Genomic DNA, 14,832 nt, shown 5'->3' on the forward strand with positions numbered 1-14,832 from the left:
CCCGTTATCAAAAACCTTAGCGGGTTAAGATTTTATATTTATAAACAATCGACCTATGAAAAAAATACTGATTATTGATGATCATATAGATGTGCGTTTATCGGCGCGCATTGTACTTGAAAGCCATGGTTACACGTGCACTGAGGCAGACCACCCGAGTGTCGGCTTAGCCCTTTTAAAAAATCAACAAATCGATTTAATCTTGCTTGATATGAACTTCACCAAAGACACCACCTCTGGTGAAGAAGGGCTCAGTTTTTTAAAAGAGCTGAAACGCCAAGAACTGACAATTCCCGTGATCGTTATCACCGCATGGGCAAAAGTGGACTTAGCGGTTAAAGCCATGCAACTTGGCGCATCCGACTTTGTTGAAAAGCCATGGAAAAACGCCAAATTACTCGAATCCATCGAAAACCAATTAACGCTAGAAAATACCAGCGACAGCCAACTTAGCAGCGGTTTTTTAGCATTAGGCGAGCAGTCTAAAACGCTCGTTAAAGCTGCAAGCCGCATCGCAAAAACTGATGCAAATGTGCTGATCACTGGCGAAAATGGCTCAGGTAAGAGCCTACTTGCACAGTACATTCACGATAATAGCCCACGGGCAAACCACGATATGGTGAGTGTCAATATGGCTGCAATTCCGGATAATTTATTTGAAAGCGAATTATTTGGTCATAAAAAAGGCGCATTTACCGATGCGAAAGAAAACCGCGAAGGACGCTTTTCTCTTGCAAACGATAGCACCTTATTTTTAGATGAAATTGGCACTTTGCCAATGCCATTGCAAGCCAAAATGCTGCGCGTTTTAGAGACCGGTGAATTTGAAATACTCGGCAGCTCAAAAACGCAAACCAGCAATGCACGCATTATTTCGGCAACCAATGCCGACCTTGAAAAAGCCATTAGCAATGGCGAATTTAGACGCGATTTATTGTTTAGGCTTAATACTTTAGTTCTCACAATTCCGCCGCTTCGCGAACGCCAAGATGAAATTGCCTTACTCGCCAATCACTTTATCGAAAAACACTGTAAGCGCTATGGGTTTGAGCCTTTACTACTTACAAATACCGCATTAGAAAAACTCAAAGCTCACAGTTGGCCGGGCAATGTACGCGAGTTATCACACGTATTAGAGCGCGCGGTGATCATGACCGATGGCGACAGTATTGATGCAACACATTTGCAACTCGAACTCAGCACACAACATGAAAGTGTGCCACTGATGAACCTAGAGCAAGCTGAAAAGCTGATGATCACCAACGCGATTAGACATTTCGATGGTAATGTTATTGCGGCAGGTGAATTTTTAGGGTTAAGTAAATCAGCTATTTATCGCCGCATCGAAAAATTCAATATTAGCGTTAAAGAGAGCAACTAATGCAAAAGCACTCGTTAGAACGTACGGTCATTGCACTTTTTACGCTACCTTGTTTGATTTTGTTAGGGTTGTTAATTTTTTTAATTGTGCACTTTAAGCTCGATTTTCTTGAAGGCACAACCCTGATTATTGCCCTACTCGCCCCAAGTGTTGTTGTATTTACGGCACTTTATCGCCGATTTTTTAGTACCCTCGACAGTGTTGCTGTGCAGCTAGATGGCTTAGCGAATGAAGAGTTTACTGTATGGCACCTTGCTAAATACTCAGCAGGTCGTGTTGCTGGGCTAAAACGCGATTTACACACCATTGCCAAGCGCATTCAAAATAAACGCCATGAATACGCACAAAACGAAAGCTTTATTTTTGACTTTATTAACGAACTTGAACTCCCCATTATTGTGATTGATAGCCAATCGCAGGTTTATCACCATAACCAAGCGGCATCTAACTACTATCACAAAACTAATTTACTGGGTAATGATTTAACAAGTTTAGGGCTGAGCGTTGATGCTGACAAATGGCAACTTGAACAAAATAATCAACGCCACAAAGTCGTTGCCCATGCACTCAAGCGCGGTAATCGTCATTATCGTTTATTGGTATTTGTTTCGATTGAACAATCTTTAAGACATAACGAAAAAGAAGCATGGCAAAAGCTAGTAAGGGTACTTAATCACGAAGTGCGCAACTCACTTACGCCAATTTATTCGATGGCGCAATCACTGCAAGAATTGCCAAAGCTAACACAGTCAGACTTGCAAACCACCATGCTTAACGTAATTGAAAAACGCGCTGAACACTTGTTGGAGTTTGTTGCAAGCTACTCCAAACTGTCTCAAATCCCAAGCGCAAAACTTGCCAGCGTTACCACAGATGAAATAGCCAAACGCTGCGAGGCGCTATTCCCAGATGTTGATATCATCATTGAACAAAATGGCAGTATAACTTGTGATATTGAACAGCTCGAACAGGCGCTACTCAACCTTGTTAAAAATGCCAATGAGGCAAATTTAACTGCGAACGCCTCTGGTGTGACTATTCGGATTAGTCAAACCGATAATTGGCAGATTGCCATTGAAGATAATGGAATTGGTGTTGATTTAAACGACAACTTATTTGTGCCGTTTTATTCAACCAAGCCTGAGGGCTCTGGCATTGGCTTAGTATTAAGCCGCGAGTTAATACGAAACCAACACGGTGAGTTAACACTTACGAACAAAACTAAAAAACCAGGTGCGATTGCGCTTATAAAATTCCAAAATTAATGGTGTTATTTTAGATCTAACACCGCTTTTGTATTGGCTAAAAAGGTCTGCGACACTGGCACTTCGGTGCCGTTTTGCAAAACAAGAATAAGCTTGCGCCCGTCTTTTTTGGTATCTACCACCGCGTCTTTGGCAACCCACCAAGAGCGATGTGTTTGAAAACCGTCATAATGCTCCAGCTTGCTAAGTGCATCTTTAAAACGCATTAATAACAGGTGTTCGCCTTTATCTGTTTTTACATTTAAGTAATGGTCGTCCATTTGCAAACAAATTAACTTGCCGCGTTTGGCAATCGGTAGCTCATTAATCAAAGATTCGATTGACTGGTTTTGAATGGTATCGACTTTTTCAGATTCAAGGGCCAGTTCTTCAGCACTTTCTTTTAGCTGTTGATGTTGCTGCAACATCAGCGATTTGATTGAACTTACCCCCGCAATAATACCGCCAATAAATAAACTCGCTAAAAACGACAACGGCAGTGATTGCCAATAATTGTCAAACGAGTCAAAAAACTGGGCAATAATAAACGGCGCTAATAACCCCATTAAAAAGCTCGCAGCAAGTGTCGAAATCACTAAGTGCATTGCTGAATTATTAATTGGTTCGGGTAACACTCGAATAAGCCATCGTGACAAAAAGAACATGGTTGGCGAATAAACCGCGTAGCCCGTAAAACAAATCACCGTCCAAAAAGTCCCTGCGTACACCATATCAACTTGATGCATGCCAAACGGTCTTAGAAAGGTTAAAAACATTACAAAAATCGCCACAACCAGCGCATCAGTGAGTATATCCCTCACTTGCCAAAACTCTGTTAAATACTGATTTTGTTGATTTATTTCACGATTCGCCAATTGAACACCATTACTTTTGACTTATTTTACGAAGTTTTCAGCTGCACTGACGAAAGCGTCATTGTTGCATTAAAAAAATCACTTTAACGTTTACCTCACGAGCAAATAACCGCTCGAATTATTTACTCAAATATAAGGACAAACAATGAAACTTTTAAAACTATGCGTAATTGCTTTAAACCTTTTTATTCTACCTATATACGCGCAAACCGTGCAATTTAATATTGAGGCGGTTAAACATAGCAACGGCAAACTCTTTGTGCAGTTGTTCCAAGGAGAAGAAAACTACAAAAAAGGTAAAGCGTATAACGCAACTATTGTAAGCGCTAAACAAGGTAACGTAACGGTAACATTTAACGATGTAGTACCCGGTGACTACGCCATTCGTTTTTTCCATGATGAAAATGATAACGGCAGCCTAGATACCAATATGTTTCGCATTCCCGTTGAAGGTTATGGCTTTTCGAATGATGCGACTGTGAACTTTGGCCCACCAAGCTATCGCGAAATGGCATTTGCAGTTGCGGATACCCCAGTTACTAACAGCTCAAAAGTAAATTACTAAGGAAAGTCATCATGCAGCGAAGAGACGCAATTAAAAGCTTATTAGGTCTATCAGTGGTAGCTGGCTGCTCTGCGCTGCCAGCCTTTGCAAATTTGCCGCAGGCACAAAACGACCTTTTAAAACTTAACGCCGAGCTTTTTAAAAAAGCAAAAGCTCGAAACCCCAATTTAATTGGCTTTGAAGGTGTAACTCATAATTTACATTTGCAACAGCTAACTATTGAAGGCGCGTTGCCACATGATTTTAGGGGGGCATTTTATCGCAATGGCCCAGCGGTGCATCAGCGCAACAATCAACGTTACCTGCACTTGTTTGAAGGTGATGGCATGATCCAACAATTTAGCTTTACTGAGCGCGGTATCTCCCATCAGGGTAAGTTTGTGCAAACCGCTAAATATCAAAAAGAGCAAGCAGCTAATAAATTTTTATTTTCAGGCCCAGATAGCAAACTGCAAAACAGCCTATCGGTTAATAGCCCTGATGCAATTAACACAGCCAACACTAATGTGATCCCAGTAAATGGCGAGCTTTGGGCCCTTTGGGAAGCAGGCTCTGCAACAGCACTTGATGCCACCAGCCTAGCAACCAAGGGTGTTGTCAATTTAGGCAAAAACACGCGCTTCGGCAACAGCTTAAAAGGCCTGCCTTTTTCGGCGCATCCTAAAATTGACGCCGATGGCAGTATTTGGAATTTTGGCAGCACCATCAATGGCGACATTGTGCTCTATCACATCAATAAATTCGGTATCACACAAAAAGTAAATTTGCTGCAAAGTGGCTATCGTGGTGGCATGCTGCATGATTTTCTAATTACACAGCATCATGTGCTCTTAATTTTGCCGTCGCTTGAACGAGATAAAACCGACGAGCGCTTTTTTGGTGCTATCCGCTTTAATAAACAGCAACCAATGCGCGTATTGGTAGTTGATAAAAACACCCTTACTTTAAAACGCGAATACCAGTTAGATGCTGGCTTTGTTTTTCACTTTGGTAATGCATGGGAAGATGCAACAGGCACTATTCGCTTTGATGCAAGCCTTTACCCGAATATTGAAACCTTGCATTACATGAGCGATTTAATGCGCGGTGTAACTAGTGAAGCGGCCCCTGCCAACACCGTATTGTTCAAGCTGCATCCAAATGGTACTAGCGATAAGCAAATTATTGATGGCATCAGTGAGTTCCCGCGCGTGTACGATCATTTAACAGGGTTACAAAATAATTTACTAGTGACTTTATCATCGGTAACAAGTGATGTGTGGAGCGACAGTGTGCGCGTGGTTAATGTAAATAATGGCAAACAAGATACCTTTGTTTATGGCGAAGACTTTTTAGTTGAAGAGCATGTGATTTTTGATAAGTCACAACAAGAAGGAAACGGCTATTTAGTCGGCACAGCGCTTCATGTGCCATCAAAACGCACCTGCGTTAATATTTTCAAAATAGGTCATGTTAGTGATGGGCCCATTTGCCGCGCTTGGCTGCCTTACACCTTACCACTTGGGTTTCACGGTAATTTTATGGCGGTTTAACAATTCTTGACAATGCTTTATGGTGAACTTATTTATAATTCGTATCTCAAAACAGAGACTTATTTAAAAAGGACGCACCATGAAGCCATTGTTTTATCTATCGCTATTAGCCCTTTCAAGTTTTGCATTTGCCAACAGCCCGTTGCCCAATCACCGACATATTGCCATTACAGGCTACGGTGAAACTTCAGTAAAACCCGATATCGCAATTTTGCATTTATCGGTAGAGCATACTGATAAAAAAAGTGCAGAAGCGAAAGCTGAAGTAGATAAACGCTTTAATGCGCTGTTAAAAGGCTTAAAAAAGTTTGATATCAAAGAAAGCGACATTGTTGCATCGCGCATTGCCACGTCACCACGCTATGAATACTCTCAACAGCAACGTAAACAATTGCATGTGGGTTATTCAGCTAATCGCACCATCAAAGTTACGGTAAACGATTTAAACCTGCTAAGTGATGTAATGGACTTAGCACTAAGTGTTGAAGTAAATCAAATCCAACATCTTGAGATGGCATCATCAAAAGAAGAAGAGTTACAACAAAAAGCCGTTGAACTTGCCATTGAAAACGCAAAAAGCAATGGCGCTGCACTTGCCAACGCATTTGGTGCATCAATTGGCAAAGTTTATAGTATTGATGCTCAAAATCACGAACAAATCAGGCACTATAGTAATATGGAAAAAATGGGCAACGCCCGAATGATAAGTGCCGATATGGGCTCAGTATCGCCAGGCACTTATCTACAAGATGAGTTAACCTTTAAAGCCACAATTAATGTGGTATTTGATATTAAAAGTAAGTCATAACATTTGTTTTCATCTAACCAATAGTAACTTGCTGAGCAACGCCACATCGTTGCTCAGCTAATTTTTACATAAAGAATAATGCGCAAATCAGATAAAAAAATTGATAACTCTATTCGCCAAGCGCTAACTGCTCTTTGCGAAAACCACTTAAAAGATCTTTCAGGCTTTTGTTGGATTACTCATACCGTAAACTACCAAAAGTTCCCACAAAGCCTGCAAATCACTTGTGTATTTGAACACGACGACGCTTTAAACCATTTTATGAAAAGTGATGAATTAAATAGCACCAAAGCACGTATTTTTAATGCGCTTAGCCCGTTAGATATTAAACAAAATATACTAAACCAATGCATTTACTTTACCACCCAGCAAAAAGCGCCTTAACGGCGTTTGCCATTATTAACTAGGAACTCTTATGCTTCGATTTTTTAGCCTTTTATTATGTATCTTGCCATTTTTAGTAAGCGCCAACGAAGATGTGATAAGCGTTGACCGCGTGGTACCCAATAGCATTGAACTGGCGTTTCCCAATGAGCGTAATATTGAGCCTGAACTCAGTGATTTTCAAATAAACAATTTTATTTTAATGAGTAACGATGAGGGCGAGCGCTTTGCCGTCGTCACGATTAAAAACCTATCTAGCGGTTCACGTACGTTAAATCACAACCATTTAATGGCGCAGGTAAGTAATGGTGCACGTATTAATCCATTGCCGTTTAAACACGCTTTTAATGGCGATGAAACCGTATCACTCACTATCAATTTTGGTGAAAGTAAATTTCCTTTACTGACGGTTTATACCCGTACAAAATAGCTAAATACGGCACAAATAAGGAAGCCTAAAGATGTTAAATTGCCACAATACCGGTTTAATCATTGTTGATATTCAAGGAAAATTAGCCACATTAATGGATGGCGGCGAGCAATACATTAATCACTGCCAAGCACTTATTGGCGGTGCCAAAGAGCTCAATTTACCGATTATATGGCTTGAACAAAACCCTGAAAAACTGGGTAACACGCACCCTAACATCGCTTCTTTATTAGATGGCATCAACCCGATTACCAAATACACTTTTGACGCTTGCCGCGAGCCAAGCTTTCTTGCGGCCATCGCCAAAGAAAACAAACCCAATTGGCTCATTTGCGGAATTGAGGCGCATATTTGTGTATATCAAACTGCCGCGAGTCTTTTACAAAATAACTACCAAGTACATTTAGTGAGTGACTGTATTGCATCGCGCAAACTTGAAAACAAACAGCTCGCAGTTAATAAATTGCAACATCTGGGCGCACACATTACAGGCCTTGAAATGGCGTTATTTGAACTGGTCAAAGACTGCCGCGATGAGCGTTTTAAAACCATTTTAAATTTAATTAAGTGACCTTCTCGCTGACAAAGCAATTGTGTTAGGCTGTGATGGTGTATCTAATAAGTAGTTTGAATAATGATCCCGAGTAAGTATCAACGCTTTGTTTTTGCCTTTTTTATGGCGCTTTTAATGTCATGTCTAATGTCATTTGTTATCACATTATTTAATGTTGGATTAGTTGATAACGTTCTGACCATTTGGTTAAAAGCATGGGCATTCGCCTTTGTTGTTGCCTTTCCAGCTGTTACCTTAGTAGCACCCGTTGTGGCAAAGCTTACTCAATTTGTATTAGCCAAAGATTAGACGTGTAAGGAGCACAAAATGAAAGTATATTTATCAGGTGAAATTCACAGCGACTGGCGCGAGCAAATCATTTCTGGCTGCCAAGCAAAAGGCCTCGATATTACCTTCGTTTCGCCCAATACCGACCATGAATCCAGTGATGCTGCAGGCGATTGCCTAGGTGAAGAAGATAATTCATTTTGGCGCGATCATAAGTCAGCAAAAGTAAACGCCATTCGTATTCAAAACGCCATAAAATCATGTGATTTAGCGATTATTCGCTTTGGTGACAAATACAAACAATGGAATGCGGCGTTTGATGCGGGTTACTGCGCAGCATTAGGCAAACCTTACATTACACTGCATAGCGAAGACATTGTGCATGCATTAAAAGAAGTCGACGGCAGTGCGCAAGCTTGGGCGACGTCACCATCACAAATTGTCGAAATTTTAGCGTACACACTGAATCCATGAGCCTCAGTTTATTTGAGCCAATATCACTTGGCTCATTAACACTTAAAAACCGCATAGTAATGGCACCTATGACCCGTTCGCGTGCCACGCAACCGGGTAATATTCCTAACAATTTAATGGCGGAATATTATTCACAGCGTGCCAGTGCAGGCCTGATTATTACAGAAGGCGCGCCCATTTCACCCGTTGCACGCGGTTATTCGCTTACACCCGGTATTTATACTGAAGCGCAAATAACTGGCTGGCAAAAAGTAACTCAGGCGGTACATGAGCGCGGTGGCAAAATCTTTATTCAGCTTTGGCATGTGGGCAGGCGTTCAAGTACTGCTATTGAAGGCTTACAGCCCTTGGCACCTTCAGCACTTAAAGAGCCCGATAAAGTATATGGCCCCATGGCTAATGGCGAGCTAGGCATGATAGACACCACAATGCCAAAAGCCATGGATTTAAGCGATATTCAAAACACAATTGATTACTTTGTGATTGCTGCAAAAAATGCCATGTTAGCAGGCTTTGATGGCGTTGAAATTCATGGTGCTCATGGTTATTTGCTTGATCAGTTTATGCGCCGATATACCAATCAGCGTAATGATCAATACGGCGGCTCAATTGAAAATCGCATTCGCTTAACTGTCGATGTTTGCAACGCCGTTGCCAATGCTATTGGCAGTGATAAAGTGGGGCTGCGTATTTCACCATTTGTTTCTAGTAGCTTCCAACAGCATGACAGTGAGATGCCAAAACTCACTCTTACACTTTTGAAGGCGCTCGCACCGTTACACTTAGCTTATTTGCATTTATCGGAAAATATTGGCAATTACCAACCGATTAGCGACTCATTTAGAAAGCAAATGCGTTTACTTTATCCGCACCCGATAATGCTTGCCGGCGGACTAACACAACACAGCGCGGAACAGCTTTTAAATCAAGGTTTTGCAGAGCTATTCGCGTTTGGTACAGCATATATTTGCAACCCAAATTTGGTAGAAAAAATGGCGGAAAATTTGCCATTAAACACCTTACCAAATGATGCTCACAATACATTTTATGGTGGTGGCAAAGAGGGTTATACCGATTATTGAAACATTTGCAGTTTCGAATAAAAGCAATTACTCTAAAAACTCTCACTCATCTACAAGGAATCAAGATGAATAAAAAACTCCTTTTAATTTCACCTCTTATTGCAAGCTTAACGGCGTGCGCAATGTTCCCTTTCGAAAAAGACGTGAAAGACGGTCATTTCCGCGTTGAGAATTTTAGTTACGATCATATGAATGACACCAAAGAATACGTTTATTTAATGTGTCATAACAAAAAGCCTACGAGTTGGATTGCGGCAAGGCAATACCCAGCAGGCGAACACGACCTTTGGGTAAAAGCAACATATCAAAATGTCGGTGTTTTACACTCTTACCGAGAGGCTTACGTTAACTTCAAAATGGATTTCCCCGAAGGTGGTAATTACCAGCTTGCTCACGAAATTAATAATGAAAACATTTCGGTATGGTTACAAGATGTAGAGACTAAAGAAAAAGCCTCTGAAGTAATCACAAAGCCGCTTGCTCGTCACAATGTGGGTGATAACGGTAAGCTAATACAGCAATGCAAACAAGGTACTGTATAAATGCAATTTGAGCGTTTAGGGCAACATTCTCCTACTGAAATAACAACATTATTCACTCATGTGTTTAGTGATTCAGAAGGCGCAAATGCGGGCTTACAAATCGGTACATTAACTGACGAAATGCAGCGTGAATGTAATAGCGATGAATTAATGCCCTTTGTCGCTCATCAGCAAGGTACTTTATTTGCTGCTGTATTTTTTAGCCAGCTTTATTTCAAGCACCATAGCAAAATTAAAGCGATGATCTTATCGCCAATGGCGGTAGCGTCATCGCAGCAAGGTAAAGGCATTGGCCAAGAGTTAATCCGCTTTGCCTTAAACGACTTAAAAGCTCATGGCGTAGACTTTGTAGTGACCTATGGAGACCCACGTTTTTACAGCAAAACAGGTTTTGAACCGATTTCAGAACAACAACTTATCCCACCATTTACGCTGTCTTTCCCACACGGTTGGCAGGCTGTTTCTTTAACGGGTAAACCGCTCAATGAATTGGTTGGTGAAATACACTGTGTTGCACCACTTAACCAATCTCAGTATTGGTAACACAATGAAAACAATAGGCCTTTTAGGTGGCATGAGTTGGGAATCAACACTCAACTACTACAAAGCCATTAACCAAGGAGTTAAGGCTAAACTTGGCGGTTTAAATAGCGCACAAATCTTGCTGTACAGTGTTAATTTTGATCACATCGAAAAACTACAACGGGCAGGCGAATGGCAGCAAATGGGCGATATGCTCAGTAAGTCAGCACAAGATTTAGAAGCCGCAGGTGCCAACTGCTTGCTTATTTGCACCAACACTATGCATAAAGTGGCACATCAAATTGAGCAAGAAATTAAAATTCCATTAATACACATCGCCGATGCCACAGCGGCGCAGCTTATCAATGATGGTATTTCGCGCGTTGGGTTACTCGGTACCGCGTTTACTATGGAACAAGGCTTTTATAAAAATACGACCGTAGTTTTGTGCATCGTGTTATTTATGACGAACTCTGCTTAGGTGAGATTAATCTTGATTCAAAAGAGCGCTACCTAAACATAATTAATAAGCTTTATCGCCAAGGTGCACAGGCAATCATTTTAGGCTGCACTGAAATTGCATTATTGGTGTCACAAAACGATACCGAAATTCCGCTTTACGACACCACGACTATTCACGCAGATGCTGCAGTGAAATTTGCACTCAAACCTTAACGAGTTATTGGTGTTTACCTACCTCCCAGCCATTATGTGTTAGGTGTTCTTTGCCTGCGGCAACAGCGCCATCTTCCATGGTTGTACCCATGCTATCATTCCAACGGTTTAAATAACCAAACAGCGAAATTACACCTAAAATTTCAACAACTTCACCATCATTCCAGTGTTCTTTTAAATTAGCCGAAATCTCGTCATTAACTGCATTAGGCACGCTGGATGCTGCCAGTGCAAATTCAAAGGCTGCTTTTTCTGCATCACTGTATAAATCAGATGTTCTAAATTGCCAAATATGCTTTAAACGCTCATCGCTGCCACCATAACGCTCGGCCGCTAAAATGGTATGGGCTTCACAATAACGACAGCCCGTATTTGCACTGGTGATATAGCCAATTAATCGCTTTTGCTCTGCTGTAACGCGCCCTTCGTTTGCCATTACAGCTTTATTTAAATTAATAAATGCACGGGCAATTTCTGGTCGAATTTGCATGGTTAATACGCTATTTGGGCAAAAGCCTAAAGTTTCGTTAAAGAACTTTGCAAGTTCTGCCACTTCGCTGTCGTGATCCGGTGATAAAGGGGTTACTAACGCCATGCTTGTCTCCTGTTGGTTATATTTATGTTGCATATGCAACATAAATATAACCAGACCAGTTTCCTCTGTCTAGCCAAAATATTTTATTTAGACACACTCAAAAACAACATTACTGATTCATCAATGCTGAGAAATTGCTTGGATGTAATTATAAAAAATATTTTTTGGGGGTTTATAGGGAGTCTAGTAAGTCTGAATTGTTGCCAGTATTCTTTATATAAATTTGTTCAATGGTGCCATTGTCAATTAGTAGCTTAAGCGCATCATTAACTTTTTGTTTTAACTCTTTTAAGTGAGGTTGAAAACGGATAGAAACGGGGGTTCTTTCAACCGTATAAACCAAGCTCAAGTTACCGTAATGTTTATTGATATAATATTGCGCTGTTGTTTCACCCATTAGGGCATAATCAATTCTTCCCTTAGCTAATAACTTGAGTAAATCGGGTTCAGATCGGCCTTCCAACTTTTCAATCTTAAAAGGGCCAAAATGTTGCTCAAAATCATTGTACTTATATCCCCTAACAATCCCAATTAACTTGCCATAGAGACTTTGAGGGTTTTGAATCTTACTCTGCTTATTTGAAACAATAACTTCTTGAGAGTAAGCATATGATATTGAGTAAATTCCAGATACTGCGCGATCAACTCGCCAAATTGGATTAATGCCTGGCTCAATATCAATTTTGCCATTATCAAATAGTAATTGACCCCGCATCACAGAATATGATTCAAACTCAAATTCAATTCCCGTTAACTTACTAATTTCCTTAAACAAGTCAGGGAAAATTCCTTTTAGTTTGCCATTTTTTGTATAACTGTAAGGAGGGTTGGCATTATGATAAATCAGCACAGAATAGCACCAGCTTTTTACGCTAAAGCACATAGCAAAAAATACTAATATCAACCTAAACGATATTATTTTTTTCAAAATAATACTCCTCAGCCAAGTTACTGCGCTCTAAGGCCAACCTCTAAACAAATTACCAGCCTAAGTGTTTAAGTATTGCACATCCTTCCAAATTTGTTTTACGACCATTTATAGCTCCAAACATATATGGCAAAACTAACAGATGTAAATAAATTGTTACACAACATCTTTAGGCACTCTCTTGCCTGTATAAAAATAAAGCAAAAATACAAACTGGAATGACCAGTTTATTAATTAAGCTAAAAATTGATTCTGAGATGTATCTGAGATTTATTTGTATGCAACAATAACAACAAAGGAAATACCATGAAGATTAAACTTCTTTCGCTGTCCTTATTCTCAACTTTGCTTGCGTCAAGTTACAATGCAAACGCATTTATTGAAGTAAAACCAAACATTGTTGGTGGATCAGAATCAACACCTTACTCTCGCCCTTATCAAGTTGCACTACTAATGAATGGGCGCCAAGGTTGTGGTGGTACATTAATTAGTAAAGATTGGGTGTTAACTGCAGCACACTGTCTTGATAACGCTTCAACAGCATCGTTAACAGTACGTGTTGGCGCACACAGCATAAGCCGTAACGATGGCCAAACCATCGCTGTATCTCAGATAATAAATCATGAATATTGGCGCGGCGCTAATGGCATTCGCAGTGGTTATGATATTGGCCTACTGCGCCTTGCATCACCTGCTAGCAGCAAATATACACCTGCCAAACTGCCAACACAGCAAATTGAACAAACTTATGCCGATGTTGGCGACCGCGTAACGGTTTCTGGTTGGGGACTTACTTACAATCAAGGCTCACCAAGCGATGTACTTCGCGAGGTGCAATTGCCTGTTATTTCTAATAGCAGTTGCTCTAGCCAGCTCAACTACAACATACCAAATTCGGTAATTTGTGGCGGTGGTACAGGGGGCGTTTCAGCGTGTAATGGCGACAGTGGTGGCCCATATGCGGTAAAAGTGGGTAATGATTTTTACAGCATTGGTACGGTAAGTTGGGGCATTGCATGTAGTGGCGCTACGGCATTTACCCGCACGACCAGTTACCTTGATTGGATCAAACAAAAAACAGGCATAGGTGATGACACAACCGACAACGCACCAACTGCTAATTTTAGCTTCACAATTAATGGCTTAACTGCACAGTTTAGCGACTCATCAAGTGATGATAATGGCATAAACAGCTATCAATGGGACTTTGGTGATGGCAGCTCAAGCCAGCAGCAAAACCCAAGCCACCAATATCAGCAAGCGGGTACCTACACCGTAAAATTAACCGTGGTTGATACAGCAAACCAAAGCAATAGCTTAACCAAGTCGGTTACTGTGTCTGAGGGCAATCAATCTGGCTGTGATGGTTTAACTTCATGGTCATCAACGCAATCGTATGCACTGGGTGACAAAGTAAGCTTTAATGGCCGTAAATACGAAGCAACTTGGTGGTCTACAGGCGCACAACCCGATGTTTACAGCAATGTATGGCGTGACTCAGGTACCTGTGGCACAACAGGTGGCGACCAAGCACCTAATGCTGATTTTAGTTTTAGCGTAAGTGGCTCTACTGTGCAATTTAGCAACCTTTCGTCAGATGACAACGGCATTACAAGTGTCGATTGGCGCTTTGGTGATGGCAATACATCACAAGCGACAAACCCTTCTCACAGCTACGCTGTAGCGGGTACTTATACAGTGACGTTGACAGTGGTTGATAGCAGCGGTCAAACCGACAGCATTGCAAAAACGCTTACAATTACAGACGGCAACCAAAACAACTGCCAAGCACCAACATGGGACGCGTTACAAGTGTATTTTGCCGGTGATCAGGTATCGCTTAACAACAAGGTATACCAAGCAAACTGGTGGACTCAAGGCGAGAACCCAGAACAAACAGGTCAATGGGGCGCATGGTCATTAGTTGGTCAGTGCCAATAAACTAAAAGGCGCC

Annotated in this window: 17 protein-coding genes and 1 pseudogene; 15 read left to right on the top strand and 3 right to left on the bottom strand. The window is 41.1% G+C overall.

Features of this window, described 5'->3' with window-relative positions; translation table 11 throughout:
* Positions 1-55 precede the first annotated feature (55 nt).
* Together ON073_RS02150 and ON073_RS02155 are read left to right on the top strand one after the other, a co-directional pair.
* Complete coding sequence (locus ON073_RS02150; protein ID WP_274760211.1) at positions 56-1,381, top strand: sigma-54-dependent transcriptional regulator; 1,326 nt, start codon at positions 56-58, stop codon at positions 1,379-1,381.
* Positions 1,381-2,646, top strand: a complete 1,266-nt coding sequence (locus ON073_RS02155; RefSeq protein ID WP_274760212.1) for a sensor histidine kinase — start codon at positions 1,381-1,383, stop codon at positions 2,644-2,646. Before ON073_RS02150 ends, ON073_RS02155 begins: the two co-directional genes overlap by 1 nt.
* A 5-nt stretch (positions 2,647-2,651) precedes the next feature.
* On the opposite strand, the gene ON073_RS02160 is transcribed toward ON073_RS02155, so the two are convergent.
* A complete protein-coding gene (locus ON073_RS02160) occupies positions 2,652-3,500 on the bottom strand; it encodes a LytTR family DNA-binding domain-containing protein (RefSeq protein WP_274760213.1) in 849 nt (282 codons plus the stop codon).
* Between the two features lie 145 nt (positions 3,501-3,645).
* Here ON073_RS02160 and ON073_RS02165 point away from each other — a divergent pair, with 145 nt between their 5' ends.
* The 12 genes and pseudogenes from ON073_RS02165 (at position 3,646) to ON073_RS02220 (ending at position 11,355) form a co-directional block, all read left to right on the top strand.
* Positions 3,646-4,065, top strand: a complete 420-nt coding sequence (locus ON073_RS02165) for a DUF2141 domain-containing protein (RefSeq protein WP_274760214.1) — start codon at positions 3,646-3,648, stop codon at positions 4,063-4,065.
* Between the two features lie 11 nt (positions 4,066-4,076).
* A complete protein-coding gene (locus ON073_RS02170; protein WP_274760215.1) occupies positions 4,077-5,597 on the top strand; it encodes a carotenoid oxygenase family protein in 1,521 nt (506 codons plus the stop codon).
* A 79-nt stretch (positions 5,598-5,676) separates the two neighbouring features.
* The gene (locus tag ON073_RS02175; RefSeq protein ID WP_274760216.1) at positions 5,677-6,405 is read left to right on the top strand and encodes an SIMPL domain-containing protein; all 729 of its coding nucleotides are present in this window, start codon (positions 5,677-5,679) and stop codon (positions 6,403-6,405) included.
* A gap of 78 nt (positions 6,406-6,483) precedes the next feature.
* Positions 6,484-6,789: a Fis family transcriptional regulator gene (locus ON073_RS02180; RefSeq protein ID WP_274760217.1), complete on the top strand. Its 306-nt coding sequence runs from the start codon at positions 6,484-6,486 to the stop codon at positions 6,787-6,789.
* Between the two features lie 31 nt (positions 6,790-6,820).
* A complete protein-coding gene (locus ON073_RS02185; protein WP_274760218.1) occupies positions 6,821-7,219 on the top strand; it encodes a hypothetical protein in 399 nt (132 codons plus the stop codon).
* A gap of 31 nt (positions 7,220-7,250) precedes the next feature.
* The gene (locus ON073_RS02190) at positions 7,251-7,790 is read left to right on the top strand and encodes a hydrolase (RefSeq protein WP_274760219.1); all 540 of its coding nucleotides are present in this window, start codon (positions 7,251-7,253) and stop codon (positions 7,788-7,790) included.
* A gap of 63 nt (positions 7,791-7,853) precedes the next feature.
* Positions 7,854-8,081 (top strand): DUF2798 domain-containing protein, encoded by a 228-nt coding sequence (locus ON073_RS02195; protein ID WP_274760220.1) that lies wholly within the window; start codon positions 7,854-7,856, stop codon positions 8,079-8,081.
* 18 nt (positions 8,082-8,099) lie between these two features.
* Positions 8,100-8,534 carry a YtoQ family protein gene (locus tag ON073_RS02200; protein WP_274760221.1) on the top strand — a complete coding sequence of 145 codons (435 nt, stop codon included), beginning with the start codon at positions 8,100-8,102 and terminating at the stop codon, positions 8,532-8,534.
* Positions 8,531-9,616 carry an alkene reductase gene (locus tag ON073_RS02205; protein WP_274760222.1) on the top strand — a complete coding sequence of 362 codons (1,086 nt, stop codon included), beginning with the start codon at positions 8,531-8,533 and terminating at the stop codon, positions 9,614-9,616. Before ON073_RS02200 ends, ON073_RS02205 begins: the two co-directional genes overlap by 4 nt.
* Positions 9,617-9,681: 65 nt before the next feature.
* Positions 9,682-10,158 carry a hypothetical protein gene (locus ON073_RS02210; protein ID WP_274760223.1) on the top strand — a complete coding sequence of 159 codons (477 nt, stop codon included), beginning with the start codon at positions 9,682-9,684 and terminating at the stop codon, positions 10,156-10,158.
* Positions 10,159-10,701 carry a GNAT family N-acetyltransferase gene (locus tag ON073_RS02215; protein WP_274760224.1) on the top strand — a complete coding sequence of 181 codons (543 nt, stop codon included), beginning with the start codon at positions 10,159-10,161 and terminating at the stop codon, positions 10,699-10,701. It abuts the gene before it with no gap.
* Positions 10,702-10,705: 4 nt separating this feature from the next.
* Positions 10,706-11,355 (top strand): annotated as a pseudogene (locus tag ON073_RS02220) (aspartate/glutamate racemase family protein).
* Between the two features lie 4 nt (positions 11,356-11,359).
* On the opposite strand, the gene ON073_RS02225 reads toward ON073_RS02220, so the two are convergent.
* Positions 11,360-11,950 carry a carboxymuconolactone decarboxylase family protein gene (locus tag ON073_RS02225; RefSeq protein WP_274760225.1) on the bottom strand — a complete coding sequence of 197 codons (591 nt, stop codon included), beginning with the start codon at positions 11,948-11,950 and terminating at the stop codon, positions 11,360-11,362.
* A gap of 172 nt (positions 11,951-12,122) precedes the next feature.
* Positions 12,123-12,878, bottom strand: a complete 756-nt coding sequence (locus tag ON073_RS02230) for a substrate-binding periplasmic protein (RefSeq protein ID WP_274760226.1) — start codon at positions 12,876-12,878, stop codon at positions 12,123-12,125.
* A gap of 306 nt (positions 12,879-13,184) precedes the next feature.
* Between ON073_RS02230 and ON073_RS02235 the strand changes: the two genes are divergently transcribed.
* Entirely contained in the window at positions 13,185-14,819 is a 1,635-nt protein-coding gene (locus ON073_RS02235; protein ID WP_274760227.1) for a trypsin-like serine protease, read from the top strand.
* The last annotated feature ends 13 nt before the right edge of the window (positions 14,820-14,832 follow it).

Source organism: Pseudoalteromonas sp. G4 (genome assembly GCF_028875915.1).
Classification (GTDB): Bacteria; Pseudomonadota; Gammaproteobacteria; order Enterobacterales; family Alteromonadaceae; genus Pseudoalteromonas.

Excerpts from the sequence above, each read along its gene's own strand:
- ON073_RS02150 (WP_274760211.1), top strand. The coding sequence starts at position 56 with ATGAAAAAAATACTGATTATTGATGATCATATAGATGTGCGTTTATCG.
- ON073_RS02155 (WP_274760212.1), top strand. The coding sequence starts at position 1,381 with ATGCAAAAGCACTCGTTAGAACGTACGGTCATTGCACTTTTTACGCTA.
- ON073_RS02165 (WP_274760214.1), top strand. The coding sequence starts at position 3,646 with ATGAAACTTTTAAAACTATGCGTAATTGCTTTAAACCTTTTTATTCTA.
- ON073_RS02170 (WP_274760215.1), top strand. The coding sequence starts at position 4,077 with ATGCAGCGAAGAGACGCAATTAAAAGCTTATTAGGTCTATCAGTGGTA.
- ON073_RS02175 (WP_274760216.1), top strand. The coding sequence starts at position 5,677 with ATGAAGCCATTGTTTTATCTATCGCTATTAGCCCTTTCAAGTTTTGCA.
- ON073_RS02180 (WP_274760217.1), top strand. The coding sequence starts at position 6,484 with ATGCGCAAATCAGATAAAAAAATTGATAACTCTATTCGCCAAGCGCTA.
- ON073_RS02185 (WP_274760218.1), top strand. The coding sequence starts at position 6,821 with ATGCTTCGATTTTTTAGCCTTTTATTATGTATCTTGCCATTTTTAGTA.
- ON073_RS02190 (WP_274760219.1), top strand. The coding sequence starts at position 7,251 with ATGTTAAATTGCCACAATACCGGTTTAATCATTGTTGATATTCAAGGA.
- ON073_RS02195 (WP_274760220.1), top strand. The coding sequence starts at position 7,854 with ATGATCCCGAGTAAGTATCAACGCTTTGTTTTTGCCTTTTTTATGGCG.
- ON073_RS02200 (WP_274760221.1), top strand. The coding sequence starts at position 8,100 with ATGAAAGTATATTTATCAGGTGAAATTCACAGCGACTGGCGCGAGCAA.
- ON073_RS02205 (WP_274760222.1), top strand. The coding sequence starts at position 8,531 with ATGAGCCTCAGTTTATTTGAGCCAATATCACTTGGCTCATTAACACTT.
- ON073_RS02210 (WP_274760223.1), top strand. The coding sequence starts at position 9,682 with ATGAATAAAAAACTCCTTTTAATTTCACCTCTTATTGCAAGCTTAACG.
- ON073_RS02215 (WP_274760224.1), top strand. The coding sequence starts at position 10,159 with ATGCAATTTGAGCGTTTAGGGCAACATTCTCCTACTGAAATAACAACA.
- ON073_RS02225 (WP_274760225.1), bottom strand. The coding sequence starts at position 11,950 with ATGGCGTTAGTAACCCCTTTATCACCGGATCACGACAGCGAAGTGGCA.
- ON073_RS02235 (WP_274760227.1), top strand. The coding sequence starts at position 13,185 with ATGAAGATTAAACTTCTTTCGCTGTCCTTATTCTCAACTTTGCTTGCG.